The sequence below is a fragment of the Bradyrhizobium sp. 153 genome, from assembly GCF_023073835.1.
In the GTDB taxonomy this organism is placed as follows: domain Bacteria; phylum Pseudomonadota; class Alphaproteobacteria; order Rhizobiales; family Xanthobacteraceae; genus Bradyrhizobium.
In genome coordinates this window covers 25,369-52,130 of the sequence record NZ_JADPKH010000017.1, presented here as the reverse complement: position 1 = coordinate 52,130, position 26,762 = coordinate 25,369, and the positions used below count along the sequence as shown (strand labels likewise).

24 protein-coding genes, 1 tRNA gene and 2 pseudogenes are annotated in these 26,762 nt (G+C 64.8%); 9 read left to right on the top strand and 18 right to left on the bottom strand.

Going from position 1 to position 26,762, the window contains the following annotated elements; genetic code table 11:
• Positions 1-3: 3 nt before the first annotated feature.
• The 4 genes from IVA91_RS04135 to dapA are packed head-to-tail and all read right to left on the bottom strand — an operon-like array spanning position 4 to position 2,481.
• Positions 4-585: a peroxiredoxin gene (locus IVA91_RS04135; protein ID WP_247277035.1), complete on the bottom strand. Its 582-nt coding sequence runs from the start codon at positions 583-585 to the stop codon at positions 4-6.
• Between the two features lie 3 nt (positions 586-588).
• Positions 589-1,062: an SsrA-binding protein SmpB gene (gene smpB, locus IVA91_RS04130; RefSeq protein ID WP_145629990.1), complete on the bottom strand. Its 474-nt coding sequence runs from the start codon at positions 1,060-1,062 to the stop codon at positions 589-591.
• Positions 1,063-1,121: 59 nt separating this feature from the next.
• Positions 1,122-1,538 (bottom strand): large conductance mechanosensitive channel protein MscL, encoded by a 417-nt coding sequence (mscL, locus tag IVA91_RS04125; protein ID WP_247277185.1) that lies wholly within the window; start codon positions 1,536-1,538, stop codon positions 1,122-1,124.
• Between the two features lie 52 nt (positions 1,539-1,590).
• Positions 1,591-2,481 (bottom strand): 4-hydroxy-tetrahydrodipicolinate synthase, encoded by an 891-nt coding sequence (gene dapA, locus IVA91_RS04120; protein ID WP_247277034.1) that lies wholly within the window; start codon positions 2,479-2,481, stop codon positions 1,591-1,593.
• 279 nt (positions 2,482-2,760) lie between these two features.
• Between dapA and IVA91_RS04115 the strand changes: the two genes are divergently transcribed.
• Positions 2,761-5,190, top strand: a complete 2,430-nt coding sequence (locus tag IVA91_RS04115) for a lytic transglycosylase domain-containing protein (protein ID WP_247277184.1) — start codon at positions 2,761-2,763, stop codon at positions 5,188-5,190.
• Between the two features lie 270 nt (positions 5,191-5,460).
• Here IVA91_RS04115 and IVA91_RS04110 read toward each other — a convergent pair.
• The 9 genes from IVA91_RS04110 to IVA91_RS04070 all read right to left on the bottom strand — a co-directional run bounded on the left by IVA91_RS04110 (position 5,461) and on the right by IVA91_RS04070 (position 13,701).
• A tRNA-Ser gene (locus IVA91_RS04110) sits at positions 5,461-5,554 on the bottom strand.
• 400 nt (positions 5,555-5,954) lie between these two features.
• The gene (locus IVA91_RS04105; protein WP_247277033.1) at positions 5,955-6,221 is read right to left on the bottom strand and encodes a hypothetical protein; all 267 of its coding nucleotides are present in this window, start codon (positions 6,219-6,221) and stop codon (positions 5,955-5,957) included.
• Positions 6,222-7,756: 1,535 nt separating this feature from the next.
• A complete protein-coding gene (gene gatB, locus IVA91_RS04100) occupies positions 7,757-9,235 on the bottom strand; it encodes an Asp-tRNA(Asn)/Glu-tRNA(Gln) amidotransferase subunit GatB (protein ID WP_247420665.1) in 1,479 nt (492 codons plus the stop codon).
• A complete protein-coding gene (locus tag IVA91_RS04095; RefSeq protein ID WP_247277031.1) occupies positions 9,232-9,534 on the bottom strand; it encodes a hypothetical protein in 303 nt (100 codons plus the stop codon). The genes gatB and IVA91_RS04095 overlap by 4 nt, the downstream gene beginning before the upstream one ends.
• On the bottom strand, positions 9,525-11,000 hold the full coding sequence (gene gatA / locus IVA91_RS04090; RefSeq protein WP_247420662.1) for an Asp-tRNA(Asn)/Glu-tRNA(Gln) amidotransferase subunit GatA: 1,476 nt from the start codon (positions 10,998-11,000) through the stop codon (positions 9,525-9,527). Before gatA ends, IVA91_RS04095 begins: the two co-directional genes overlap by 10 nt.
• Positions 10,997-11,209: a hypothetical protein gene (locus IVA91_RS04085; protein ID WP_247277029.1), complete on the bottom strand. Its 213-nt coding sequence runs from the start codon at positions 11,207-11,209 to the stop codon at positions 10,997-10,999. Before IVA91_RS04085 ends, gatA begins: the two co-directional genes overlap by 4 nt.
• An 18-nt stretch (positions 11,210-11,227) precedes the next feature.
• On the bottom strand, positions 11,228-11,515 hold the full coding sequence (gene gatC / locus IVA91_RS04080) for an Asp-tRNA(Asn)/Glu-tRNA(Gln) amidotransferase subunit GatC (RefSeq protein WP_247277028.1): 288 nt from the start codon (positions 11,513-11,515) through the stop codon (positions 11,228-11,230).
• A gap of 77 nt (positions 11,516-11,592) precedes the next feature.
• Positions 11,593-12,669, bottom strand: coding sequence for a nitronate monooxygenase family protein (locus tag IVA91_RS04075; protein ID WP_247277027.1), 1,077 nt, complete (start codon positions 12,667-12,669; stop codon positions 11,593-11,595).
• Between the two features lie 24 nt (positions 12,670-12,693).
• Positions 12,694-13,701: a nitronate monooxygenase gene (locus tag IVA91_RS04070; protein WP_247277026.1), complete on the bottom strand. Its 1,008-nt coding sequence runs from the start codon at positions 13,699-13,701 to the stop codon at positions 12,694-12,696.
• Positions 13,702-13,797: 96 nt separating this feature from the next.
• Here IVA91_RS04070 and IVA91_RS04065 point away from each other — a divergent pair, with 96 nt between their 5' ends.
• Complete coding sequence (locus IVA91_RS04065) at positions 13,798-14,688, top strand: LysR family transcriptional regulator (RefSeq protein ID WP_247277025.1); 891 nt, start codon at positions 13,798-13,800, stop codon at positions 14,686-14,688.
• A 200-nt stretch (positions 14,689-14,888) separates the two neighbouring features.
• Positions 14,889-15,822 (top strand): annotated as a pseudogene (locus tag IVA91_RS37070) (cyclase family protein).
• 206 nt (positions 15,823-16,028) lie between these two features.
• Here IVA91_RS37070 and IVA91_RS04050 read toward each other — a convergent pair.
• Positions 16,029-16,282: pseudogene (locus IVA91_RS04050) on the bottom strand (hypothetical protein).
• Between the two features lie 45 nt (positions 16,283-16,327).
• Here IVA91_RS04050 and ruvX point away from each other — a divergent pair.
• The gene (ruvX, locus tag IVA91_RS04045) at positions 16,328-16,819 is read left to right on the top strand and encodes a Holliday junction resolvase RuvX (RefSeq protein ID WP_247277022.1); all 492 of its coding nucleotides are present in this window, start codon (positions 16,328-16,330) and stop codon (positions 16,817-16,819) included.
• A 3-nt stretch (positions 16,820-16,822) separates the two neighbouring features.
• Positions 16,823-17,746 carry an AEC family transporter gene (locus tag IVA91_RS04040; RefSeq protein WP_247277021.1) on the top strand — a complete coding sequence of 308 codons (924 nt, stop codon included), beginning with the start codon at positions 16,823-16,825 and terminating at the stop codon, positions 17,744-17,746.
• On the opposite strand, the gene IVA91_RS04035 is transcribed toward IVA91_RS04040, so the two are convergent.
• Genes IVA91_RS04035 through IVA91_RS04025 form a run of 3 tightly spaced genes read right to left on the bottom strand, consistent with a single transcriptional unit; the run spans position 17,743 to position 20,910 of the window.
• The gene (locus tag IVA91_RS04035; protein WP_247277020.1) at positions 17,743-18,507 is read right to left on the bottom strand and encodes a type II CAAX endopeptidase family protein; all 765 of its coding nucleotides are present in this window, start codon (positions 18,505-18,507) and stop codon (positions 17,743-17,745) included. The two genes, IVA91_RS04040 and IVA91_RS04035, sit on opposite strands and share 4 nt — an antisense overlap.
• 23 nt (positions 18,508-18,530) lie before the next feature.
• Positions 18,531-20,174 (bottom strand): acyl-CoA dehydrogenase family protein, encoded by a 1,644-nt coding sequence (locus IVA91_RS04030; RefSeq protein ID WP_247277019.1) that lies wholly within the window; start codon positions 20,172-20,174, stop codon positions 18,531-18,533.
• A gap of 22 nt (positions 20,175-20,196) precedes the next feature.
• Positions 20,197-20,910: a M15 family metallopeptidase gene (locus tag IVA91_RS04025; protein WP_247277183.1), complete on the bottom strand. Its 714-nt coding sequence runs from the start codon at positions 20,908-20,910 to the stop codon at positions 20,197-20,199.
• Between the two features lie 222 nt (positions 20,911-21,132).
• On the opposite strand from IVA91_RS04025, the gene IVA91_RS04020 reads away from it, so the two are divergent.
• From IVA91_RS04020 to IVA91_RS04005, 4 genes are all read left to right on the top strand, one after another.
• Positions 21,133-22,080, top strand: a complete 948-nt coding sequence (locus tag IVA91_RS04020) for an aspartate carbamoyltransferase catalytic subunit (RefSeq protein ID WP_157334028.1) — start codon at positions 21,133-21,135, stop codon at positions 22,078-22,080.
• A 5-nt stretch (positions 22,081-22,085) separates the two neighbouring features.
• Positions 22,086-23,396: a dihydroorotase gene (locus tag IVA91_RS04015; protein WP_247277182.1), complete on the top strand. Its 1,311-nt coding sequence runs from the start codon at positions 22,086-22,088 to the stop codon at positions 23,394-23,396.
• A gap of 38 nt (positions 23,397-23,434) precedes the next feature.
• On the top strand, positions 23,435-24,031 hold the full coding sequence (gene plsY / locus IVA91_RS04010) for a glycerol-3-phosphate 1-O-acyltransferase PlsY (RefSeq protein ID WP_247277018.1): 597 nt from the start codon (positions 23,435-23,437) through the stop codon (positions 24,029-24,031).
• Positions 24,032-24,246: 215 nt separating this feature from the next.
• On the top strand, positions 24,247-25,461 hold the full coding sequence (locus IVA91_RS04005; RefSeq protein WP_247277017.1) for a patatin-like phospholipase family protein: 1,215 nt from the start codon (positions 24,247-24,249) through the stop codon (positions 25,459-25,461).
• Here IVA91_RS04005 and IVA91_RS04000 read toward each other — a convergent pair.
• Positions 25,453-26,697 carry an amidase gene (locus tag IVA91_RS04000; protein WP_247277016.1) on the bottom strand — a complete coding sequence of 415 codons (1,245 nt, stop codon included), beginning with the start codon at positions 26,695-26,697 and terminating at the stop codon, positions 25,453-25,455. The genes IVA91_RS04005 and IVA91_RS04000 overlap by 9 nt on opposite strands.
• Positions 26,698-26,762 lie beyond the last annotated feature (65 nt).

Below are 26,762 nucleotides of genomic sequence, written 5' to 3'. Positions count from 1 at the left end.
GACCTAGCCCCTGACTGGATTGGCCTTCAGCCAACCGAGCACATCGCCGGCGTTCCGGTCCGGCGGAAACACCGGATAGAACACGTGCGTGATCCTGGCGTCGTCGATGATCAGTGCAAGCCGCTTGATCAGCGTCAGGCCTGCGACCTGCATCGTCGGTAAATTCAGGGCGCGCGTCAGCTTCAGCTTCTCGTCCGACAGCACCGGGAACGGCAGATGCAGCCGCGAGGCCATCTCGATCTGGTAGTCGTTGCTCTGGGCCGAGAGACCGAACACGTGCGAGGCGCCAGCCGCCTTCAAATCGGCAAACAGGTCGCGAAACGCGCAAGTCTGAGGGGTGCAGCCGCGCGCGCCCGGGATCATGTCCCAATCGTCGACCAGTGCGATCTTGCCGGGCTCGCCTGTGCGGGGATAGGCGAACACCACGGTCCGGCCGCGCAGCGCCGACAGCGTGACTGACGTGTCGTCCGTCGCGCGCAGGCCGATCGCCGGCAACGTCATGCCCGTCAGATGCGCGGCGCCGCCGTCGTCGGCCGGCGCGGGAATCTGGCTCCAATCGACCTCGAGCAGGTTCCTCTGGATCATCCCCTATCCCCTTGCCCGCATCAGGCGGCCCTTCTCCCGGCTCCAATCGCGCTTCTTCTCGGACTCGCGCTTGTCGTGCAGCTTCTTGCCCTTGGCAATCGCCAGCTGCAATTTGGCCCGACCGCGCTCGTTGAAGTACAGCTTGAGCGGGATCAGCGTCATGCCTTCGCGGTCGACCGCGCCCATCAGCTTGTTGATCTGTCGGCGGTGAAGCAGCAGTTTTCGCGGCCGTTTGGGCTCATGATTGAAGCGGTTGCCCTGGAGATATTCGGGAATGGTGGCGTTGATCAGCCAGATCTCGCCGTTCTTCGAGTCGGCATAGGATTCCGCGATCGTGCTCTTGCCGTTGCGGATCGACTTGACCTCGGTGCCGGTCAGCGCGATGCCCGCCTCGATCGTATCCTCGATGGCGTAGTTGAAGCGGGCCTTGCGATTTTCCGCCATGACCTTGATCGGACGTTCGTTCTTATCGGCCATCGCAGACAAACCTGATCAAGATGCGCACGGATTCTAACAGGTCGGATGAAGCGCGCGCGTCAAGACTTCTTGAGGAGATCACGGATCTCGGTCAGCAGCTCGACCTCGGCCGACGGCTTCGGCGGAGCGGCAGGTGCCGCCTCCTCTTTGCGCTTCAAGGTATTCATGGCGCGGATCACCAGGAAGAGCACGAAGGCGATGATGATGAAGTTGATCGTCAGCGTGAGAAAGCTGCCCCAAGCAAGTACGGCGCCTTGCTTTTTTGCATCGGCTAAGTTGGTGGCTGTGACCTTCGCCGACAAGGGGGTGAAGTAGTTCGAGAAGTCGAGTCCGCCGGTGACGGCGCCGATGATCGGCATGATGACATCGCCGACCAGCGAGTTGACGATGGCACCGAAGGCCGCGCCGATGATGACGCCGACCGCGAGATCGACGACGTTCCCCTTCATGGCGAACTCGCGGAACTCCTTGAGCATACGCGTGCCCTTTTCCTCGACGCTCATGAAAGGCTCCCCGAAGGCCAACGCGTCAGTTGATCAGGCCCGCGTGCACCATCGCGCTGCGCACGGCAACGCGGGTCGGCTCGGAGACCGGCACCATCGGGAGCCGCAGCGTCTCGTCCAGCTTGCCGAGCAGCGACATCGCGTATTTGATCGGCGCAGGATTGCTCTCGATGAAAAGGTTGTTGTGCAGCGGCATCAGCTTGTCATGCAGCTTCAAGGCGGTGGCATGGTCGCCCTTCTGCCAGGCGACGTGGAACTCCGAACACAAGCGCGGCGCGACGTTCGAGGTCACCGAGATGCAGCCGTGGCCGCCATGGGCCATGTAGCCGAGGATGGTTGCGTCCTCGCCGGAGAGCTGATTGAAATCCTCGCCCATCGCCGCGCGCTGCTGCGACACGCGGACCATGCTGGCGGTGGCGTCCTTCACGCCGGCGATGTTGTTGAGCTCCCACAAGCGCTTCATGGTGTCGACCGACATGTCGATCACCGAGCGCGGCGGAATGTTGTAGATGATGATGGGGATGCCGATCGCGTCGTTGATCGCCTTGAAGTGCTGATACATGCCTTCCTGGGTCGGCTTGTTGTAGTAGGGCGTGACGACCAGCACGGCATCGGCGCCCGCCTTCTCGGCGTGCTGGGAGAGTTCGATGGCCTCTTTGGTCGAGTTGGAGCCGGCGCCCGCGATCACCGGCACGCGGCCCTTGGCTTCAGCGATGCACCATTCGACGACCTTCTTGTGCTCGTCGTGGCTGAGCGTCGGGCTCTCGCCGGTGGTGCCGACCGGGACCAGGCCGTTGGTGCCCTCTGAAATCTGCCAATTCACCAGGGAGCGGAACGCCGCCTCGTCCAGCGAGCCGTTCTTGAACGGCGTGACCAAGGCGGTGAACGACCCCCGGAATTTCGTCTTGGCTGCCATGGACTTCCTCCGTACGCGGCGATCTCTTGAGCAAGGCCCATTCATATCGGGTCTGTCCGGCCGGTAAAAGGCCCGCCGCGTGTGACTCACCGTTTAGGCCGCGATTTTGCCGCGGTGATGGTGCAAATCGGCCCGAGGTAAGCGGCTGTTGGTATTTTGTCCGCATATTCAATCAAATTCAGCTAGATCTTGGGCCACTTGACTGATTCGGGGCGACGAAACGCCGTGACCTCCCTCCCTCGTGCCGCATGGCGATCCACCGGTCTGGTCGTGTGCCTGATGGCAGGGCTGTCGGTCGGCTGTGCTGCCTTGGCCAAGTCCAATGACAAGTCCAACGAGACGACTGCGGACGAGGCTAAGAATTCCGCGAAGCCAGCCGCCAAGGACTCGTCCAAGGGAACCGGCAAGGCAACTTCGAAGGATACGGCCAAGGGGGCCAGCAAGGGTGCCGCCAGCGCCCCGGCGAAAGATACCGCGAAGAAATCTGCCAAGGACGCTGGGACGAACGCCGGCAAGGAACCCGCGAAGGACAGGCCAAAACCCGCGGCAGCGCCCAATCCCACGGCAGCGTCCAAGCCCGCGGCAGCATCCAAGCCCGCGACAGCTCCCCCCGCGCCAGCATCAAAACCGGCCGCCAACGGCGCGCCGCCCAAAACCGCACCCGCCCCGGCTTCAACGGCCACCGTCAGACCGGCCGCCCCGGCCGCGGCCAAACCCGTCGCAGCTCCCGTGCTGGCTCCTGCGACCCGCCAGCATGCAGCGCCGCGCAAGCCGGTCATACCGGCTGCGGTCGCCGCAACGTCGTCGACCTCGCAGGCCGACAAGGACACGCTGGAGACCGTCATCGAGCTCGTGCGCAAGCGCAAGGCGGGCGATGCCACCAATTATGCAGCTTCGATCTTGGATCCCGTCGCGCGAAAGCTCGCGGAATGGATCATCCTGCGCAGCGAGGACAATGGCGCGACCGTGGAGCGCTACCGCGCCTTCCTGTCCGCCAATCCGAGCTGGCCGTCGCAGACTTTCCTCCGCCGGCGCCTGGAGGCCGCGATGTGGGACGACAGGCGCGACGATTCAGTTGCGTGGTCGTGGTTCGAGAATGAGTCGCCGATCTCCGCCAAGGGCCGCTTCACGCTCGCCAAGGCGATGCTGGCGCGCGGCGACCGCGCCAACGCCGAGCGGCTGGTGCGCGACGCCTGGCGCAGCGATCCGATGTCGGAGGACACCGAGAACAACGCGCTCGACCAGTTCGGCGCCCTGCTGACGCCAGGCGATCAGAAGGCGCGGATGGACACTTTGCTCTACGGCAGCGAGAACGAGGCCGCGCTGCGCGCCGCCAAGCGCCTTGGCGCCGGCTATGTCGCGCTCGCCAAGGCTCGCATCGCCGCCGTCAAGAAGGCGCCGAACGCGCGCGCGCTGCTCGACGCCGTGCCGCGTGAGCTGCACAACGATCCCGGCTTCGTCTTCAGCAAGATCCAGCTCCTGCGCCGCGAGGAGAAGTTTGCCGAAGCGGCGCAGCTCATGCTGTCGGCGCCGAAGGATCCGAACCGGCTCTACAATCTCGACGAATGGTGGATCGAGCGGCGCCTCCTGGCGCGCAAGATGATCGACACCGAGGAATTCCGCAGCGCCTATCTGATCGCGCGCGATGCCGCCCTGCCCTCGCGCGACATCTACAAGACCGAGCAGGAATTTACAGCGGGCTGGATCGCACTCCGCTTCCTCAACGATCCCGCGACCGCCGCCCAGCATTTCGCCCGCATCGGGGTCGGCAGCGTCAATCCGACGACGCTAGCGCGCGCCGGCTATTGGCAGGGCCGCGCCGCGGAAGCGATGGGCCGCCAGCAGGAGGCGCGCAACGCCTATGCCCGCGCAGCCGAGCAGTCGACCAGCTATTACGGCCAGCTCGCGCGCGCAAAACTCGGACTGCCCCAGATCGAGCTCCACAGTCAGCCGCGGGGCCGCGGCGCCGAGCGGCTCGAGATCGTGCGCGCCGCGCAACTGCTCTACGAGCTTGACGAGCGTGAGATAGCAGTGCCGTTGCTCGCCGACATGGGCGAGAACGGCGATCCCGAAGCGCTTGCCGGCCTTGGCGAGCTCACCCAGCGCTACGGCGACGCGCGCGGCATGCTGCTGCTCGGCAAGGCCGCACTCAATCGCGGCCTGCCGTTCGACTTCTACGCCTATCCCGTCAACGGCATTCCGCAGTTCACGCCGATCGGGCCCGAGGTCGAGCGCAGCATCGTCTATGCGATCGCGCGACAGGAGAGCGCGTTCAATCCGTCGGTGGTCTCGCCGGCGCAGGCCTACGGGCTGATGCAGGTGACGCCGGACGCCGCGCGCTACGTTTGCAAACGCCACGGCGCGACTTACGACCTGTCCCGGCTGAAGAACGATTCGGTCTACAACGCCACGCTCGGCTCGGCCGAACTCGGTGGGCTGCTCGAGGATTATCGCGGCTCCTACATCATGACCTTTGCCGCCTACAATGCCGGTCGCGGCAGCGTGAAGAAATGGGTCGAGCGCTACGGCGATCCACGCGATCCGAAAGTTGACGCGGTCGATTGGGTGGAGCTGATTCCGTTCTCCGAGACGCGCAATTACGTGCAGCGGATCATGGAAAACCTTCAGGTCTACCGCGCCCGCTTCGGCGGCGGCACCCGGTTGCAGATCGAGGCCGACCTGCGCCGCGGCACCGGCAGCGTGGAATAGCCGCGCCATCTTTCGGGTGAAAGCATGCCCGCCGTATCTGGTCGCCGTGCGCGGGTCGATGCCCGAATCTTGTTCCAGATCAGCTGGATGGCGGCGTCCTGAGCTTGGCTCCCTTGGCCTTAACTCCGGTTAGCCGCCTTCCCTCTCGCAACATACTGTCCTGGTTACAGTTTCTGCGATAGCGCCATGCGGTCACGGCGACACCCGCCGTAGAGGCGGCAGTATTCTAGGGGCGGGCGCGGGGGATATTGAAGATCAGTACAGCTCGGCTGGCGGAGACGGAGGGATTCGAACCCTCGATAGGCCTTTACAAGCCTATAACGGTTTAGCAAACCGCCGCCTTCAGCCACTCGGCCACGTCTCCAATATGCCGGGTATGCCCGACACGGCGGCGAGCCGCAAGCGGCAGAATTGAGGTCGGCGGGTTCTTTTCACCTGAAAGCTGCCAGGCGGGCGGCTGCTCAGGCACGCGAAAGGATCCGCAGCGCGCGACCACCGATGCGTGCCGCCTTATGTATGTCTCCGCCTCGGGCGACCGGACCGCCGGATCGCCAACGCGAGGACGAGATCGGCACCGCCTCGCCGGCCAGACGTTGAACCAGACGCCGGATTGCGCCGGCATGGAAAGTCCGAGACCTTGATCTTGGACACACCGGCCTCGTGCAGCCGGCAGGGTTCCAGGTCATCAGGCGATCTGAATCGCAGCCCTGCCCCATGCTCAACCGGACGTACCCGTAAGGGCGGTTCCGGATGCGATTTTCCGCTCAGTGAGCGGAAACCCACGCCCTCGCCTCACGCTGCGCGGCCGAGATCTCGGCCTCCGACATCTGCCCGGCGACTTCCTGGCGCAGCGCGACGGCGTCCTTGCGGCCCTTCAGCGCGGCGAGGTTGAACCATTTATGCGCGGCGACGAGGTCGACGAGGCCGGAGCGGCCGCTCGCCCAGTACATCCCGCGTTCGAACAGCACGTCCGAGAGCGCGCTCGCGCCGATCGGCGTCGCCGTCTCCAGATCGAAAGTACCCTGAAACATGTCGCATCCCCTTTTTCTTATGCCGCCCCGTTTCCCCGAGCGCGGCTCCCGTCCAACTCTGATTTCGCATGATCCTTCCCGGAAAACCGGAAGACCACTTTTGCGCTGTTCAACTCATCCCCAAGGCTTTTGCCCATGCCGTTTGCCGGCTTGTGGAGCGATGATGGCGGGCAAATTTGAATGGCAGTTTAAGTATCGCGATGAAGCAGACGTAAACGCGAGCGCGCGGTGCTTGCGCACGGAATTCAAAAAGCGCCTGATTTGCAAGCACTTCTGCGCTTCGTCAGATTCGGTTTACCCTGCGATTTTGGGAGAACGATAACCATCGCGCAGGGTCGGACGCGCATTGTGGGGGTCCCGCGTGCCGCTTGCTGTCCTCGCCCGCGCAGGCGCGTGACCCGGTGTTCCGCCGATAGCAGTCATCAGTCGAGACGCCGCAGGTACTGGATCGCCCGGTCCAAGCCGGGCGATGACACCGCACACGTAGAACGGCGCTCGGGCTAGAGCAGACAGGCGACGTGGGCGCACGCCCCAGCCTTGCCCAAGGCAGGGCGAGCAAGCGCGCGGCCGCGTCGCAATCAGATCAGCAATGTCTGGGGAAAGGAATGCCGGCAATGCCCCGGCCTCAAGAGAACGAGGGCGTCGGCGAACACGTCAGGACCAGATTTCACGTTGGCGCGAAGGCCGCTTGTGAAATTGCGGAGCCCTTGAGGAGAACCGCACCGAACGAAGAAAACTCGTTTCTTCTGCCGGGCCGCAAGAGACGACCCGACCGTTGACCTGATGTCTCGCCGACACCCTCTATCGTCGACCAGAACCCTTAGGAGGCGCTGATGACGTGCCGGCTATCTAGAGCCGGCAACTTCAGAAGCGAAGTTACTTCTTCTTCTTCGCGACCTTGCGGGTCTTCTTCGCAGTCTTCTTCACTGCGCTCTTCGCCTTCTTCGCCTTCTTCGCTTTCTTGGCCATGTTGCCCTCCGATGTGTGAGATGGCTTTAATCGCTGCGTGCACTCGGGGATCGAATGCACTCATCCCGAATACACCAACACGAAGAAAAAAACAGCGTCTCGCTTAAAGAAGTGTTGACGACGCAACGCGCGTGCGCTTGGCGAGCGCGGCGCAAGCGCACTGCATTACATGTGCTTGCGATCGCAGAGAGTGGGCGCATCGTCGGCGTCTGCAACAGATGCGATTGCAGAAAAACACTATGCAGAAAGTATTTTTCTGCACACATGCATCGCGCATGATCGATGTGATGACGTGCCTCTTCGATCCCACGATTGCCGCGCGAAGGCGTTTCGCGGACTCTGAGTCGCGAGTTTTGGCAACGAAAAAATTTTCATGCTTAACGGCACGAAGGCCCGCCTGATCGTGTGCAAACCGCCGTTTTGCGCGAATCGCGTGCCTGCGATTCGGTCGCCGCATCGCTGTCGATGCGATGAAGTTCTGCCGCCGAGGATGCGCGCGAGCGCCGCACCGAGAGCCGACAACGAGGTGACGAAGCGTACTCGTCACCTCGTTCGAATGCGCGAGGCTAGACGCCGAGCTTGGACTTGAGCAGGTCGTTGACGCTCTGCGGGTTGGCCTTGCCGCCCGACGCCTTCATCACCTGGCCGACGAACCAGCCGAGCGACTGCGGCTTGTCCTTGACCTGCGCGGCCTTGTCGGGATTGGCCGCGATGATGTCGTCAACCACCTTTTCGATCGCCGAGAGGTCGGTGACCTGCTTCATGCCGCGGCTTTCCACCAGCGCGCGGGGGTCGCCGCCCTCCTGCCAGACGATCTCGAACAGATCCTTGGCGATCTTGCCTGAGATCGTGCCCTCGCCGATCAGGTCGATGATCGCGGCGAGTTGCTCGGCGTTGACGGGAGAGCCCGTAATATCCCGGCCTTCCTTGTTGAGACGGCCGAACAGCTCATTGATCACCCAGTTCGCCGCCATCTTGGCGTCGCGCGCGCGGTTGGCGAGCTTGTCGAGCACCGTCTCGTAGAACACCGCGCTCTCGCGCTCGGCGACCAGCACGCTCGCGTCATAGGCCGACAGGCCGAAGTCGGCGACGAAGCGCATCTTCTTCTTGTCCGGCAGCTCGGGCAGCTTCGCCTTCAGATCGTCGACGAACTCCTGGCTGAACTCCAGCGGCAGCAGGTCGGGATCGGGGAAGTAGCGGTAGTCATGCGCCTCTTCCTTGGACCGCATCGAGCGTGTCTCGCCCTTATTGGGGTCATAGAGCCGCGTCTCCTGCTCGATCGCGCCGCCGTCTTCCAAGATCTCGATCTGACGCCGCGCCTCGTACTCGATCGCCTGACCGATGAAGTTGATCGAGTTCATGTTCTTGATCTCGCAGCGGGTGCCGAGCGGACCGCCGGGCCGGCGTACCGAGACGTTGACATCGGCACGCAAGCTTCCCTTCTCCATGTCGCCGTCGCAGGTGCCGAGATAGCGCAGGATCGAGCGCAGCTTGGTCACATAGGCCTTGGCCTGCTCGGCATCGCGGATGTCGGGCTTGGAGACGATCTCCATCAGCGCCACGCCGCAGCGGTTGAGATCGACAAAGGACATGCTTGGCGACTGGTCATGCAGCAATTTGCCTGCATCCTGCTCCAGATGCAGCCGCTCGATGCCGATGGTGACGCTGCGGCCGCCGTCGAGCTCGATCAGCACCTCGCCCTCACCCACCACCGGCGATTTGTATTGGCTGATCTGGTAGCCTTGCGGCGAGTCCGGATAGAAATAGTTCTTGCGGTCAAACACCGAACGCAGATTGATCTTTGCGTTGAGGCCAAGCCCGGTCCGGACAGCCTGCCTGACGCATTCTTCGTTGATGACGGGCAGCATGCCCGGCATCGCGGCGTCGACCAGCGACACGTGGCTGTTCGGCTCCCCGCCGAATGTGGTCGAGGCGCCCGAGAACAGTTTTGAGTTCGAGATCACCTGGGCATGGATCTCCATGCCGATGACCATCTCCCAATCGCCGGTGGCGCCCTTGAGAAGCTTGTGCGTGGCCGTGCTCATGTCTTGCTCCCAAGCAGCGTGGCAGCGATCCGCTCCCACTCTGCTTCCAATGAATCCTTTGCCGCGGGCTGACCGGCCTGGCGGTACCAGTAGCCAGCATTGCCGAGATCACCTTCGACGCGGTGCAGATACGCATGCACCCACGCCGCCTCGCGGCTGCTCTCGTCCTGGACTATTCTGTGTGCGCGCTCCCAGTCGCCCTTGGCCGCCCACCAGAGGCCGGCGAGCGACGCGTTCAATTCCGGCGCAGGCGCCGCGCCGTCAAGGCTCGCGATGAACGCGGCGACATTCACCACCACCTCGCGGGCCTGAAGCGGCCGGCAGCCTGCTCGATCACCTCGCCGAGCGAGAACAGCGTCTCTTCGTCGAAGGGACGGCCGATCAGTTGCAAGCCGAGCGGCAGGCCCTGCGCGTCCTTGCCGGCGGGCACGGCGATGCCGGGCAGGCCCGCCATGTTCACGGTCACCGTGAAGATGTCGTTGAGGTACATCTCGACCGGATCGGCGCCGCCCTTCTCGCCGATGCCAAAGGCAGCCGACGGCGTCGCCGGCGTCAGGATGGCATCCACGCCTTTGGTGAAGCAGTCCTCGAAGTCCTTCTTGATCAGCGTACGTACTTTTTGCGCCCGCAGGTAATAGGCGTCGTAATAGCCGGCCGAGAGCACATAGGTGCCGATCATGACGCGGCGCTTCACCTCTGCGCCAAAGCCCTCGGCCCGGGTGTTTTCGTACAGCTCGATGATGTTCCTGCCCTGCTCGCGCAGGCCGTAGCGCACACCGTCATAGCGCGCGAGGTTGGAGGACGCCTCTGCCGGCGCCACGATGTAATAGGCCGGCAGCGCATATTTGGTGTGCGGCAGCGACACCTCGACAAGCTCGGCGCCGGCGCTCCTGAGCCAGTCCGCGCCCGCGCTCCAGAGTTTCTCGATCTCGGCCGGCATGCCGTCGAGACGATACTCCCTGGGGATGCCGATCTTCATGCCCTTCACGGACTTGCCGATCGCAGCCTCGTAGTCCGGCACGGGGATGTCGACCGAGGTCGTATCCTTCGGATCGTGCCCGGCCATCGAGCGCAGCAGCATCGCGGCATCGCGCACACTGCGCGCGATCGGGCCGGCCTGGTCGAGCGAGGAGGCAAAGGCGACGATGCCCCAGCGCGAGCAGCGGCCATAGGTCGGCTTGATGCCGACGGTCGCGGTGAACGCGGCCGGCTGGCGGATCGAGCCGCCGGTGTCGGTCGCGGTCGCGCCCATGCAGAGCAGCGCCGCTACGGCCGAGGCCGAACCGCCGGACGAGCCGCCCGGCACCAGCGTTGCGTTCGAACCGTCGCGCCGCCAGGGATTGCCGACCGGGCCGAAGCACGAGGTCTCGTTCGACGAACCCATCGCGAACTCGTCATTGTTGAGCTTGCCGAGCAACACCGCGCCGTCGCGCCAGAGCTGCGACGTCACGGTCGATTCGTAGGTCGGCACGAAATTGTCGAGGATCTTCGAGCACGCTGTGGTGCGCACGCCCTTGGTCGCGAACAGATCCTTGATCCCGAGCGGGATGCCGGCGAGCGGACCGGCGTCGCCCCTGGCGATTCTGGCGTCCGCCTCGCGCGCCATGCTGCGCGCCTGGTCCGGCGTCTCCATGACGAAGGCATTGAGCACGCGCGCAGCTTCGATCGCGGAAAGATGCGCATCGGTCAGCTCGAGCGACGTGAAAGTCTTGTCGGCGAGACCCTTGCGGGCCGCGGCGAGCGTCAGCGATGTCAAATCGGTCATTTATTGATCGGGCTACAGAAGAACGGAGACAGGGTCTTGTCGTTGGCCGGGTCGTCTTTTTTGGCGGCTGCTTTTGCGGCGGCCTCGATCTCGTCGAGCACGGCATTGACGGCGACGTCGGGATCGGCAGCCTTGCCCTGCCGCTCCATCTTGTCGAGATAGGTCATGTAGGCCTGATAGGCCTTCTCATCGTCGCAAAGCAGACACATCGGACCACGTCCTAAAAGTTACTCGACGACCTTCGGCACCTGGAAAAAGTGACCTTCGGTCGCGGGCGCGTTGGCAACGATATCATCGGCGATCCCGCCGTCCGTGACGACGTCCTGCCGTTTCTTCATCTGCATCGGCGTGACCGAGGTCATCGGCTCCACGCCCTCGACATTGACCTCCGAGAGCTGCTCGACGAAGGCGAGCATGGCGTTGAGTTCGCCCTGCAAATGCGGAACCTCGTCCTCGGAAACCGCAATGCGCGCCAGATGCGCGATGCGGCGGACGGTCGTGGCGTCGACGGACATTATATAAGGCCTCTCACGGCAAAACCTATGTGCCGTATAGCAGAGGCCGGTTTTGCGCCGCAACCGGCGCTTCCCACCTATCCAGCGAGCGCTTTCATGCGAGCTAGCGCCGATTTGGCGAGATCGCGGGTCAATTCGGCCGCGGGGACGTCCCGGCCGAGGGCCACGGCCTGCCCAGCCCAGAGATTGGTGAAATCCACCCTCCCCTGCTTTTCGGCAGCCGCTTTCAGGGGCCCGAGCGCGGTCGCAGCATGGGGAAAGGGAGGTGCATCCGGCGAGATCGGGCCAGCCTCGCGCATCAGCCGGTTCTGGACACCGCGCGCCGGACGACCGGTCATGACATTGGTGATGACAGTGGATTCGTCGCCCGCCTCGGCGAGGGCCTTGCGGCCTCCCGCCGTGACCTTGGATTCAGGACAGCGCAGATAGGCGCTGCCGATCTGCACACCGGATGCACCGAGCGCAAAGGCCGCGGCAATGCCGCGCCCATCCGCAATACCGCCGCAGGCGATCACCGGCACCTTCACGGCATCGACGACCTGCGGCACCAGCGCAAAGGTGCCGGGCTGCTCCGCGATCTTGTCGGTCAGGAACATGCCGCGATGACCGCCCGCCTCCGCGCCTTGCGCGATGATGGCGTCGACGCCGCGCTGCTCGAGCCAGACCGCTTCCTTCACCGTGGTGGCCGATGAGATCACGAGGCAGCCGGCTGCCTTCACACGCTTGAGCAGAGTTTGCTCCGGCAAGCCGAAGTGAAAGCTGACGACTTCCGGCTTCAGCTCCTCGACGACCTCACAGAAGGCCGCGTCGAACGGCGCACGGTTCGCCGCAGCGATCGGCGCCGCCGGATCAAGACCGTGCTCGGTGTAATAGCCCGCGAGCCGCTGCTTCCAGCGTGCCTCGGCCTCGGTCGTGAGTTCGACCGGCGTGTGGCAGAAAAAGTTCAGATTGACCGGCGCCTTCACGCTCTGGCGGATGAGACCAACCTGCTCGCGCGCCTTCTCCGGCGAGATCATCGCGCAAGGCAGCGACCCCAGCGCCCCGCCCCGCGCGGCCGCAATCACCAGCTCTGTATCCATCACGCCCGCCATCGGCGCTAGCACGATCGGGAATTCGATCTTGAAGAGATCGATCAGTCGACGGTCAGGCCACATGGTGTGTCTCTTTCTCGTTTTTGCTTACCCTCCCCTGGAGGGGGAGGGTGAAGAATTCTGCGCCGCGACTATCGAATTCCGCCGGCCCTCCAGCAACTGCTCCGCCTCAAGCGCAATCCGCTCGACGATCTCCGCGGCGGACGGAATGTCATGGATCAGTCCGACCGCCTCGCCGGCAAAAACCGCCGCGATCTCGAAATTGCCCGCGGCCTTCGCCGCAGCATACTCCACGGCGACCTCGCTTGCGCGCTGCATCAACTCGATCTCGCGGCCGGTCCAGCGCTTGATGTGATCATTGACCAGCGAGCGCGCGGTGAACGGCGCCGGCCAGAACAGATTTCGCGACCAGTCGAAGACGACGCCGCGCACGGTATTATTGCTGTCGGCGTCACGAATGCGCCGCTTCGCTTCCTCCGCGCCATTGGCCTCCACGCTCGCATAAAAGCGCGTGCCGATCAGCACGCCGGATGCGCCCAGCATCAACATTGCAGCGAGACCCCGGCCATCCGCGATACCGCCGGCCGCAACGACCGGCACGCGCCCTGCCGCGAGATCGACGATCGCAGGCACGATGTCGATCGTAGTGCGCGATGCGCCATGGCCGCCAGCCTCGGTACCCTGTGCGATCAGGATGTCCGCGCCAGCATCGAGCGCCTGCTTCGCCATGTCCTCACTCTGCACCTGGCAGATCAATCGCGCGCCGCCCGCCTTGATGCGCGGCGCGAACGGCGCGGGATCGCCAAACGACAGCATGATGGCCTGCGGCTGGGCGTCCAACGCAATGTCGAGGAGCTCCGGCTGTTTTGCCAGGCTCCAGGTGATGAAGCCGACACCGAACGGCGCAAGACCCTTCAGCTCCTTGGTTTCGGCCTCCAGCCGGGCCCGGTCGCCGTAGCCACCACCCAAGATTCCGAAGCCGCCGGCACCGCTGACGGCACGGATCAACCGGCTGCCTGCAATGGTGTCCATGGGAGCCGACAGAATGGGATGCTTGATCCCCAGAAGCTCGGTCAGTGGCGTGGCGATCGGCATGCGTCCTCCCACTCTGGACAGGAACACTAGCCGCGAATAGCATTCTCTAAAATTGAATTCTAGAGAACGCTGCCATCTCAAATGCGGAACGATGCCATGGAACTCAGTGATCTCCAGACCTTTGCCGTGGTCGCCCGTACCGGCGGCATCACGCGCGCCGCCGAAGAGCTCAATACCGTGCAGTCCAACGTCACGCAGCGCGTCAAGGCGCTGGAAGCCGAGATCGGCACGCCGCTGTTCGAACGTCACAGCCGCGGCATGACGCTGACCGGTGCCGGCAAACGCCTCCTGCCCTATGCGCAAAAAATGGCGGCGCTCTCGCGTGAAGCCGTGCTCGCCGCGCAAGATGACGGTGAGCCGAAGGGACCGCTCGCGATTGGATCGATGGAGACCACCGCGGCCGTGCGGCTGCCGCCCGTGCTGGCGGATTTCCACCGCCGTTTTCCTGCCGTGCGCCTTTCTCTGCGCACCGCGCCGACCGCAGACCTCGTCGCCGCCGTGCTCGACGGCTCGCTCGACGGCGCCTTCGTCGCGGGTCCCATCGCGCATGCCGAGCTCATTGCGACGAGCGCCTTCCGCGAAGAGCTGGTGCTGGTCAGCGCGCGGCGCTGGGCTTCGTTGGCCGAGCTGCGCGCCGGCACGCCGGAGCCCGGCCCGACGGCGCTGGTGTTCCGCACCGGCTGCACCTACCGCCAACGGCTCGAGCAGGTGTTCGTCGAGTTCGGCTGGCCGTCGGCGGCGCGCTTCGAGCTCGGCACGCTGGATGGCATGATCGGCTGCGTCGCTGCCGACATGGGCGTGACGCTGCTGCCGCGCATTGTGGTCGAACGCAGCGCGATGAACGGAAGCGTGTCGATCCACGCGCTGGGCGCCTCGCACGCCCGCGCCGAAACGCTTTTCATCCAGCGCTGCGCCGGACACCAAACCAGCGCGCTCTCCGGTTTTGCCGCGTGCCTGACGAAGGATGACGACGTCATCGCGGCCTGACGCGGCGCAATTCGTTCCACCGCGCGAAATTCGCTGTCACAACTCTGTCGCACCTGAATTCGTCGTGCCCTGCGGATGCCGTGCTCGGCCGTCGCAGCGCAATACGTCGAAAAGTTTGAAGCGTCCGACTGTTCTGCGTTACGATGCGTCACTGGCCGGCGCGAAACCATAACGAAGCCAAAACATCGGGAGGACTATCAATGCGCAATACCCTCGTGTTGTGCTGTGTCGCTGCGTTGTCGGCGATAACAGGAACTGCAAGTGCACAGGACTGGACCAAATCAAAATGGGGTCCGAACGACGAGATCGGCGCCGCCAACTACATGACACCCGAACTCGTGGTGAAAGCCGCCTCACTGGTGAAGACCGGCAAGACCTATGCCCTCGGCATTCCCGTCACGCCGCAGACACCAGCCTATCCGCCGCGCGCGTTCAAGCTGACCATTGTGCAGCCCGGACAAGCCGGCAGCCCGGGTCTCGGTCCTAACAAGGCGACCTATAACGACGACATCCTCGACACCTGGGTCGGCATCGGCAGCCAGCTCGACGGGCTCGGCCATCTCGGCATCGAGCACGTCTTACAACGGCAACAAGCTCGCCGATTTCGCCGATCCTAACGGGTTGAAGAAGCTCGGCATCGAGAAGGTGCCGCCGATGGTCACCCGTGGCGTCCTGCTCGACATGGCCGCTTATTTCAAGACCGACGTGGTGAAGGAAGGCACCGCCTTCAACGTCAAGGAGATCGAGGAGGCCGCCAAGCAGCAGAACGTCGAAATCCGTCAGGGCGACGTCGTCATCTTCCACACCGGCTGGCTCAGCCTGATCGGCAAGGACGATAAACGCTATTCGGCCGCCGAGCCCGGCCTCGGTGTCGAGGGTGCGAAGTACCTGACCGGCAAGGGCGTCGTCGCGGTTGGCGCCGACACCTGGGGTCTCGAGGTGCTGCCGTTCGAATCCAAGAACGTGTTTGAGGTACACCAGATCCTGCTCGCGATGAACGGGACCTACATCCTGGAGAACATGGACACGGCTGCGCTTGCCCGGGACAAGGGCTACGAATTCCTGTTCGTACTTGGCCAGCCGCGCTGGACCGGCGGCGTACAGGCGATGATCAATCCGATCGCGATCCGCTGACGCCTGTAACGGGCCTAGAGCATGATCCGGAAAAGTTGCGGCGGTTTTCCGAAGAGATCATGCTCAACAAAAACCCAAAGCGCGATGGCAATTCATCCTAATCTCCTCGCGTTTTGGCCGAAGCCGGGTGAGGGTCCTTCAGCGTCTCTGTAGAGCGCACCGCTACCCTCACCCGAACGCCGCGTCGGTTTCGCGGCCCGGGCGATTTAGAAAGGCTCTCTTCGGGTGGGTCCGAAGACGAGCCTCCGTCGCTGGCCCTTCCGGTGCCACCGCCGCAGCGCCACGAGAGTCCAGATCGCCTCGACGAGCCCGAACGGCCAAGCGCCCTGCAAGAAGCCATAGGCCGAGCCGAGTGCGCAGCACGCCGCGAACAGCGGCACGAACCAATGGCTGCGGTCTTCCAATGCATAGCAGACCAGCATCGCCGTCACGGCAAGCCGAATAGTGTCACTGCATCCATGTCCAGGGTTCACTCCGCAGCGCGACGCGTGATATGCGCTAAGCCATGCCGGCTCTTATCCTGCCTCTCGTCGATGCTGCAACACACTGGCCCGCGCGCGGCGCGCTGGTCGGGCTTGACTTAGGCACGAAAACCATCGGCGTTGCCGTGTCCGATCCCGACCGGCGGTTGGCTACCGGCGTCGAGACGATCCAGCGCAAGGCGTTCAAGCAGGATGCCGCCCGGCTGCTCGCCATCGCGGCTGAACGCAGGGCAGCCGGTTTCGTGCTCGGCCTGCCCATCAACATGGACGGCAGCGAGGGCCCGCGCGCGCAATCCACCCGTGCCTTCGCCCGCAATCTTGCCGGCCTGACCGCGCTCCCCATCGGCCTCTGGGACGAGCGCCTCTCGACGGCGGCAGTCGAGCGCGAGCTGATCGGCATGGACGTCAGCCGCGCCAAGCGCGCCGAGGTGATCGACGAGCACGCGGCGATCTTCATCCTGCAAGGCGCGCTCGACCGCCTTGCCAATCTTCGCGCTGGCCCGGGGACGGACTGATTCATGGCCGTCGTGATCGCGGCGCTGCTGCCGGTCTTCATCCTCATCGTGCTCGGTGTCGTGCTGAAGCGCAGCCTGATGCGGCTCGATGCGCAGTGGCAAGGGTTGGAGCGGCTGACCTACTTCGTGCTGTTTCCGATGCTGCTGATCCAGACGCTGGTGAAGGCGGACCTCTCCAAGGTACCGGTCGCCGGGGTCGGCGGCGCGCTGCTGCTGTCAGCGCTCGCGATGTCACTCTTGTGCCTTGCACTGCGCCCCGCCCTTACCCGGCTCGGCATCGACGGCCCCGCCTTCACCTCGATTTTTCAGGGCGCAACGCGCTGGCAGACCTTCGTCGGACTGTCGGTCGCAGCCAATATGTTCGGCGACGTCGGGCTGGCGCTCGCCTCCGTAGCGATGGTCGCGATCATTCCCCTGGTCAACGTGTTGAGCGTCGTGGTGCTCGCCCATTACGCCGCCCCCGAAAAGCAGTCCGCACGCGCCATCGTCATGACGGTGGTTCGTAATCCCCTGATCTGGGCCTGCGTGATCGGCCTTGCCGTCAATCTGACGCACCTGCCGCTGCCGAAACTCTGGCACGAGGTGGCGGATGCGCTGAGCCGCTCCTCGCTGGCGATCGGCCTGCTGGTCACCGGTGCCGGCCTGCATCTCGAAGGTCTCTTGCGCCCGAGCCTCGGCGCGGCCACCGGCGTCGTTTTCAAGCTCGCGCTGATGCCCGCGCTCGCGCTGGGGCTCGGCGCCTGGTTCGGGCTCTCCGGCGACAGCCTCGCGATCGTCGCGATCTGCGCGGCGGTGCCGACCTCGCCCAGCGCCTATGTCTTGGCCCGCCAGATGGGCGGCGACGCGCCGCTGCTGGCGCAGATCATCACGCTGCAAACGATTTTTGCGGCCATCACGATGCCGGTCGCGATCGCGCTGGCCGCCTAACTTGCCAACCACATCGTCAGCACCACTGCGGTCAGATTGTTGAGCGCATGCAACACGACCGTGAGCCAGAGCGAATTGGCACGGTAGCGCATGTAGCCAAACCACAGGCCGATGGTGAAAACCTCGGCGAGAAAATACATGTCGTATTGCAGGTGCACGATTGTCCACACCAGCGACGACAGGATGATCGCGCCGGGCACGCGCAAGAAGCTCGCAGACCAGCCGCGATAGAGGAAGCCCCGCGCCAACACTTCTTCCGACATGGGCGCCGCCACACTGAAGGCAAACAGCAGCACCATTGCGGCGCCCTTGTCGCGACCTGATTTCAACAAATCTGTCATGAAGCCCGGCGTCGCCTCGCGGCCGAGCGCGCGCGACATTGTCTCCCAGGCCAACACGATCAGGACCAGGCCGACCGCGCCGAACAGCAGCTGCTTCCAGGACGGCCAATGCAGCGCGAGATAATCCACGAAGGACGCCTTCTTGATGCGAATGGCAAGCCAGACCACGGCCAGCGTCGACGGCAGGCCCATGGCCACTGACAGCGCAAGCGCCTGGGGCTCATGGCCGACGACTTGCAGCGAGGCGAGATCCATGGGCAGACCACGCTGCGCTACCAGCAGAACGATCGCGCCGATCTGCCCGACGAACATCGCGAGGAAGATGAGGAGACCCCACAGTGCGGTGCTCCAGAACATCCAGACCCGCGGCGTCGCAGGCGTCATGGTGAGCGGCGGATGGTCGGGATTGAGGGAATCCATCAAAAGGCTTTCGTTTGGGAGACTCACGGCAGCGCTCGCTCCAGCAGCGCGCACACGTCGGCGCTCTCCAACTCCACGGCGCCGTACATGCTGGCGTGATTGGCAGCAAGGCGCGTTGCGGCGAACAATTCGGCATTGCGCGGTGACACGCCACCCAGCGCCGCAGCCGCGGCGAGCAATGCCAGCTTCTCGACTGGCAGCCGCGCGACGCGCTCGCCGTCGGCACGGCGAAAGGTCTTGCCGATGAACGCGGCGGCCTCACCCGCTCCGGGCAGTCCTTTTGTTTCGGCCGCAAGCGATTGCAGCACGGCCATCGCCGCCTCCGGCTCGCGCGAGAGCGCGCGGAGCACGTCGAGGCACATGACGTTGCCCGAGCCTTCCCAGATCGCGTTGACCGGAGACTCGCGATAATGACGCGCCAAAATGCCGTCCTCGACATACCCGTTGCCGCCGAGGCACTCCATCGCCTCGTAGAGGAACGGCGGCGCGCTCTTGCAGGTCCAATATTTGATCGCGGGCGTCAGCAGCCGCATATAGGCGGCCTCCGCCGCAGCGTGCGGCGTGCGGTCGAAGGCGCGGCAGAGCCGCATCACCAGGGCGGTGCTCGCCTCGACATGCAGCGCCATGTCTGACAGCACGGCCTGCATCAAGGGCTGATCGGCGAGATGCTTCTGGAACACGCTGCGGTGACGGGCGTGATGCAGCGCATGCGCGAGCCCCGAACGCATCAGGCCGACAGAGGCGATCGCGCAATCCTGGCGCGTCAGCTGCACCATCTGGATGATGGTGCGGATGCCCTTGCCCTCCTCGCCGACCCTTTCTGCATAGGCACCGACGAACTCGACCTCGGAGGAGGCGTTGGAGCGGTTGCCGAGCTTGTCCTTCAGCCGCTGGAACTGGATCGCGTTCACCGAGCCGTCCGGCGCAAAGCGCGGCATGAAGAAGCAGGTTAGGCCCGCGTCTGCCTGCGCCAGTACCAGGAACGCATCGCACATCGGCGCTGACATGAACCATTTGTGGCCGGTGATGCGATAGGCATCCCCGTCGCGTACGGCGCGCGTCATGTTGGCGCGCACGTCGGTGCCGCCCTGCTTCTCGGTCATGCCCATGCCGAGCGTCATGCCGCGCTTTTGCCACCACGGTACGAAGCTGGGATCATAACTCCTCGTTGACAGCACCGGCATCACGCGCGCGAGCAGATCGGGCTGCATCGCCAGCGCGGCCACAGAGGCTCGTGTCATCGTGATCGGGCAGAGATGACCGGTCTCGACCTGGGCGGCGATATAGAATTTTGCGGCGCGGATGACCTCCGCCGCATCGCCAGCGGGCTTTCCATCCGCCGTCCACGTCGAATTGTGCACGCCCGCATGCGCGCTGTGCGCCATCAGCTCGTGATAGGCCGGATGAAACTCGACCTGGTCGCGGCGATTGCCCTTGGCATCGAAGCTGCGCAGCTTCGGCGTGTTCTCGTTCGCGACGCGTCCGCGATCGGCCATCGCGGCCGAGCCCCAGTGCCTGCCGAACTCCGACAGCTCCCGTTCCGCCGCCGCGCCGCCATTGGCCCTCACCGCATCGACCAGCGGACGGTCGGCCGCGAACAGGTCGACGTCCTCGAACGGCGGCGACTGGTTGAAGACCTCGTGGGTCGCAAAGCTCGGCCGGGTCATATGCGCCTCCTCGAACCGGACCTTAGTTCCGCCGCGGCTTGATCGGGAAATCATAGGCCGCCCCACCCGCCCCCGGCAGCGAAAAATGCCACCACTCCTTCGAATAGTTCACAAAGCCTTGCCTGGCCATCGCAGCCACCAGCCGCTTGCGCCAGGCGCGCTGCTCCGCATTGATCGACGGTGCCGCAGTATGCCCCTTCGCGTCGGTACAGTCGTAACCAGTGCCCATGTCGACGCTGCCCTCCGGCGCCCGCGCCTCGGCTGGCGCCGTGCAATCGGCATAGGCCTTTGATGGGTCGTATTTGGCGGAATTGTCGGCCTTGAGATCGACCAAAGTGAGATCGAGTGCCGCCCCGGTCGAATGCTGCGAGCGGCTCGCGATGTAGCCGAGCCGAAATAGCTCGGTCTTGGGAATCTTCGGATTGTAGCGCCGCCCGGCGGCGCGCTCGGGGCCGTTCTGCGACCACTTCACCATGTCGAGCGAGGCCCGTGCCGGCCGGTAGCAGTCGAACATCTTGAGCGAGAGATTTTGCGCGGCCAGTTCCTCCTGAACCGCCTTCAGCCGCAACCCGACCTCGCGCTTCACCACGCATTCGCCGGCGCCATACCCGGCGAGCGGCCGGCCGACGAAATTGTTCGAGGTGGCATAGCGGATGTCCTGGATGATGCGGGGGTCGACGTCGCGCAGGTACACGAAGCCGCCGGGCAGCGATTGGGCGCGGGCGGATGAGCTCATGATGATCGATATAAGTGCACCAAGAAGTGGTTTCACGATGCCGTCCCATCCTTCGTCATTCCGGGGCGGCTCGAAGAGCCGAACCCGGAATCTCGAGATTCCGGATCTGGCGCTTACGCGCCATCCCGGAATGACTGAGCGGGTGACAGATCAGGGGATAACTCACTTCCCCATCTTTGCCCCTTGCTCCCCCCGCCGTCGCCCCCTATAGCTCTGCTTTTAATGACATCGAAATCGACCTTCGTCCTCGGCCACCGGCATTTGCTGGGCATTGAGGGCCTTTCCGCGGCCGACATTACCGGCCTCCTCGACCTGTCCGAAGAATATGTCGAGCTCAACCGCCAGGTTGACAAGAAGCGCACCGTCCTACGTGGACGGACGCAGGTGAACCTCTTCTTCGAGGCTTCCACCCGAACCCAGTCCTCGTTCGAGCTAGCCGGCAAGCGCTTAGGCGCCGACGTCATGAACATGTCGGTGTCCTCGTCCTCGATCCGCAAGGGCGAAACCCTGATCGACACCGCGGTGACTTTGAACGCGATGCACCCGGACATCCTGGTGGTGCGCCATCACGCCTCGGGCGCGGTGGAACTGCTCGCGCGCAAGGTCGACGGTTCCGTGATCAATGCCGGCGACGGCGCGCATGAGCACCCGACCCAAGCGCTGCTCGACGCGCTCACCATCCGGCGCAACAAGGGGCGGATCGAAGGCCTCGTGGTCGCGATCTGCGGCGACGTGCTGCATTCGCGCGTCGCCCGCTCCAACATCATCCTGCTCAACACCATGGGCGCCCGCGTCCGCGTCGTCGGCCCTTCCACGCTGCTGCCGCCCGGCATCGAGCGGATGGGAGTCGAGGTCGCGCGCGACATGCGCGAGGGCCTGGAAGGCGCCGACATCGTCATGATGCTGCGGCTCCAGCGCGAGCGCATGAACGGCTCGTTCGTGCCCTCGTCATCGGAATATTTCCACTACTTCGGGCTCGACCAGAAGAAGCTCGCCTACGCCAAGCCGGATGCATTGGTGATGCATCCCGGTCCCATGAACCGCGGCGTGGAGATCGACTCGATCGTGGCCGACGGCGCCCAGTCCCTGATCCGCGAACAGGTGGAGATGGGCGTCGCCGTGCGCATGGCCGTGCTGGAAGCGCTCGCCCGCAACCTGCCGAACGCGTGATGCCGATGCTGACCGACCGCCGCCCCATCCTGCTCGCCAACGCCCGCGTCGTCGACCCCTCTAGGGATTTCGACGGCATCGGGGACGTCCTCATTGCCGACGGCACCATCCGCGAGACCCGCCGCGGCATTGGCGCAGCCGGCGTGCCTGAAGGCACCGACATCATCAACTGCTCCGGCAAGATCGTCGCGCCAGGCCTGATCGACTTGCGCGCCTTCGTCGGCGAGCCCGGTCTCAGCCACCGCGAGACCTTTGCCTCGGCGAGCCAGGCCGCCGCGACCGGCGGCATCACCACCATCATCTGCCAGCCCGCCACCTCGCCGGTCATCGACAATTCGGCGACGGTGGACTTCGTGATGCGCAGAGCCCGCGACACCGCGATCGTCAATATCCAGCCGATGGCGGCGCTGACCAAGGGCATGCTCGGCGAGGAGATGACCGAGTTCGGCCTCTTGAAGGCCGCCGGCGCGGTCGCCTTCAGCGACGGCGACCGAAGCGTGACCAACGCCCAGGTGATGCGACGCGCGCTGACCTACGCCCGCGACTTCGACGCGCTGATCGTGCATCACACCGAGGATCCCAACCTCGTGGGCGAAGGCGTGATGAACGAGGGCGAGTTCGCGACCCGGCTCGGCCTGATGGGCATCCCGAATGCCGCCGAAGCCGTCATGCTGGAGCGCGACTTACGACTCGTTGCACTCACCGGCGGCCGCTACCACGCGGCGTCGCTGACCTGCATTGACTCCCTGGAGATCCTCGAGCGCGCCCGCGACGCCGGGCTCGCCGTCAGCGCCTCGGTCTCGATCAATCATCTGGCGCTGAACGAGAACGACATCGGGCCCTACCGTTCGTTCCTGAAACTGTCGCCGCCCCTCCGGACCGAGGACGACCGCCGCGCGGTCGTGGCGGCGCTCGCCTCCGGGCTTCTCGACGTCATCATGTCCGACCACAATCCGCAGGACGTCGAGGTCAAGCGCTTGCCGTTCGCGGAAGCCGCCCCCGGCGCCGTCGGGCTCGAGACCATGCTGCCGGCGGGCCTCCGCCTCGTGCATAATGGCGAGATGGAACTGAAGACGCTGATCCGCGCAATGTCGACGCGGCCGGCCGAGCTGCTCGGGCTACCAGGCGGAACGTTGCGCGTCGGCAGCCCGGCGGACGTCATTGTGATCGACCCCGATACGCCGTGGGTGGTCGATCCGGCCGACCTGAAATCGCCCTGTAAGAATACCCCGTTTGATGAGGCCCGCTTTACAGGCCGCGTCGTGCGCACCATTGTCGGCGGTCGGACGGTCTACGAGTATGTCGGACATGGGTGATCGTTCGGCACGGAGACCCAGTCTTTGGAGATGCCGCCATGGGGCTTGAAGCATTCCTGCCGGTGGCCTTCGTCATCGGCTATCTCCTCGGCTCAATCCCGTTCGGGCTGATTCTCACCAAGCTCGCGGGCACGCAGGATATCCGCTCGATCGGCTCAGGCAGCATCGGCGCCACCAATGTGCTGCGCACGGGACGCAAGAGCCTTGCCGCGGGCACCCTGCTGTTCGACGCGCTCAAGGGCACCGTGGCCGTGGTGATCGCCGGCTACCTCGCAGGTCCCAATGCCGCCATGGTGGCCGGGCTCGGCGCGTTCCTCGGCCATCTCTTCCCGGTCTGGCTCAAGTTCAAAGGCGGCAAGGGCGTGGCCGTCTACATCGGCATCCTGCTCGGCCTGTTCTGGCCTGGCGCCGTCGTGTTCTGCCTGCTCTGGCTGGCGACCGCCTTCACCACCCGCTATTCCTCGCTGTCGGCGCTGGTGGCGGCGTTCATCACGCCGATGTTCCTGTGGTGGTTCGGGCACCTGGCATTGTCTGCTTTGTCAGCAGTGCTGACGCTGCTGCTGTTCTACGCGCACCGCGAGAACATCAAGCGCTTGCAAGCGGGCAAGGAAAGCCGGATCGGCGAGAAGGCCTAGAGCCGAAGTGGATGCCGGTTCGCGTCAAGAAAACGCGTCAGAACAAGAATCCAAAGCCGGGCATCTACGGATACCGAAACGGCCCTTCTGCATTATATGCCAAAATCCTGTTCGCAACTTGCGGCCGAATCACGGTTGTATTGGCAAGCGGGTCCCGAGCCTGTCATCCTGACAGCCTGTCATCCCGACAGTGGAAATGATGGCGGTTGCTCAGAATGAGCGAGAAGATTGTCGGCGCGCATGACGGGGTTGGTTCGCGGGGTGCTTCCGGCACCGCAGCGAGCCGACTGCTTTCGATGACCAATATCTGGTCCGATGCGCCCTCGCCGCCTGTCGACACGCCTGCGCCCATTTCATCGCAGGCGCCGCAGCCTGAGCCCCTCGCGAAAGCCGACGCTCCACTCGATATCGTGGTGAGGAAGACTCTACCGGTCGTCACCGCGCGTGCACATTCCGCCCAATGGCCGCCGCGAAAACTCTCGCTGGCGCTGCAGGGCGGCGGCACTTTTGCGGCCTTCACCTGGGGCGTGCTCGAGCGGCTGCTGGAAGAGCCTGACATCGCGATCGATACCATCAGCGGCGCCAGCGCCGGCGCCATTAACGCGCTGCTGCTCGGCTCCGGCTTTGCCGAAGGTGGCCGCGAAGGCGCCCGCGCCCGGCTGAATCGGTTCTGGCTCCGGCTGATGCACGAAGCTTCGTTCCGCGCACTGATGCTGGTCGGCGGCTTCTCGCCGGCGGGAAGCTCGGTCGCGTTCGGGCCGACGCTGCGCTCCGGTCACTTTGATCCGTTCGATCTCGATCCGCTGCGGCAGGCGCTGTCGCGCGACATCGATTTCGCCGCTCTGCGCCATCCGAACTGCCCGAAGCTTCTGATCGCAGCGACGCGGATCCGCGACGGCCAGCAGCAGATCTTCCGCAACGAGGCAATCACCACCGACGTCGCGCTGGCCTCGACCTGCCCGCCGCTCGTCCACTGCGCCGTCGAGATCGACGGCGAAGCCTATTGGGACGGCGGCCTTGGCGGCAACCCGCCGCTGCTGCGCCTGGCGCAGGACGCGACGACCGCCGATGTGCTGCTCGTCCAGGTCACGCCGGCGCGCGACAGCTACGTACCGATCACACTCGCCGCGATCGACCGCCGGCTCGACCAGATCGCGGCCAACGCCGCCCTCAATGCCGAGATCGCCGCGATCGAATGGGCGCAGTCGCAAGCCGCGCCGTCGCTGCGGCTCACCAGGATCGCGGCAGAAGATTCCGTTGACGGGCTGGCGCAGCGCTCATCCACCGATCTCGGCCGCGGCTTCATTCGCCTGCTGCACCGGAGCGGCCGCGAGGCCGCCGAGCGCTGGCTGAAGCAAGGTGCAGATAACAGCGCAGCGCCGGCTGCATCCGGCCATCGCATTGCTGCCCCCGAACCTGCGCTAGCCTGATTTCGCCAGCGCCTCCTCCAGGAACCAGGCCGCCGCAAGTGCGCGCGGATCGTTGCCGAAACGCGCGATCACCTGCACGCCGATCGGCAGGCCGCCGACCTTCAGCACCGGCACATTGACGCAAGGATTGCCCATCAGGGTCCAGAGCCTGTTGTAACGGGGATCGCCCGTGGTCGCGAGCTCCTTGGCGGGCGCGGTGCCCGGCGCGGAATAGGTCAGGAGCACGTCGACGCCTTCGAACAGCTCGCCGAGTTCACGGCGGCCGCGGCGGCTGATCCGCCGCGCTTCGTCATAGTCCTTCGGCGTCAGGCCAACCGTCGCATCGAGACTGGCACGCAGCATCGGCGCGATCTCGTCGTGGCGTTCGGAAAACTCCCAGGCCAGCGCGCGATGCGCCTCGAAATCCTGAATGATCGGATGGATGCGCCAGGCCTCCTGCACCGCTTCGGGCAGATCGATGGTCTGGACGCTGGCGCCGGCGCGCGTCGCCGTCTTGATCGCGGCTTGCAGCCCCTCTTCGGCCGCCGGCTCCACTGCGCCGGCGAATTCCTGCCTGACCACGCCGATGCGCGGCGACGTCGCGGCGGCAATGCCGGAGAATTCGCCGCGCCCGGTCATCGCCAACAGCCCGCGCGCGAGATCTTCCACGCGCGCGCCGAACAGGCCGACGGTATCCAGTGCCCACGAGTAGCACTTCACACCGACCGTCGGCAGCATGCGGAACGACGGCTTGATCGCAGCGGTCCCGCAATAGGCGGCGGGACGGATCACCGAGCCACCGGTCTGGGTGCCCAGCGCCAGCGGGATCATGCCGGCGCCGACGGCTGCCGCCGAACCGGAGGATGAGCCGCCCGGCGAATGGCCGAGATTATGCGGATTGCGCGTCGGGGTGGGATCGCGCGAGGCGAACGCCGTGGTCGTGGTTTTGCCGATGATGGTGGCCCCGGCCCGCTTCAGCATCATCACGACGGGCGCATCCGAGCGCGGCTGCCACCCGCGATAGATCTCCGAGCCCATCTCGGTCGGGAAATCGGCGGTATCGATGATGTCCTTGATCCCGACCGCGATGCCGCGCAGCGGACCGGCGCTTTGCGCCTTCGCAGCCTTGTCGTGGCGAACGAAGGCGCGGACGTCCTTCTCCTTGGCCTCGATCGCCGAATGCGATTGCGCGATCGCGGAATCGGGCGACAGCTCCCCCGCTTCGATGCGGCGCTGGAGGTCGGCGAGTGAGATCATGGCAAAATCCTTCTTATTGGCATCGCTTTTAGCATCGGGGCGCGGTCGCGCAAGCGCACGTCACT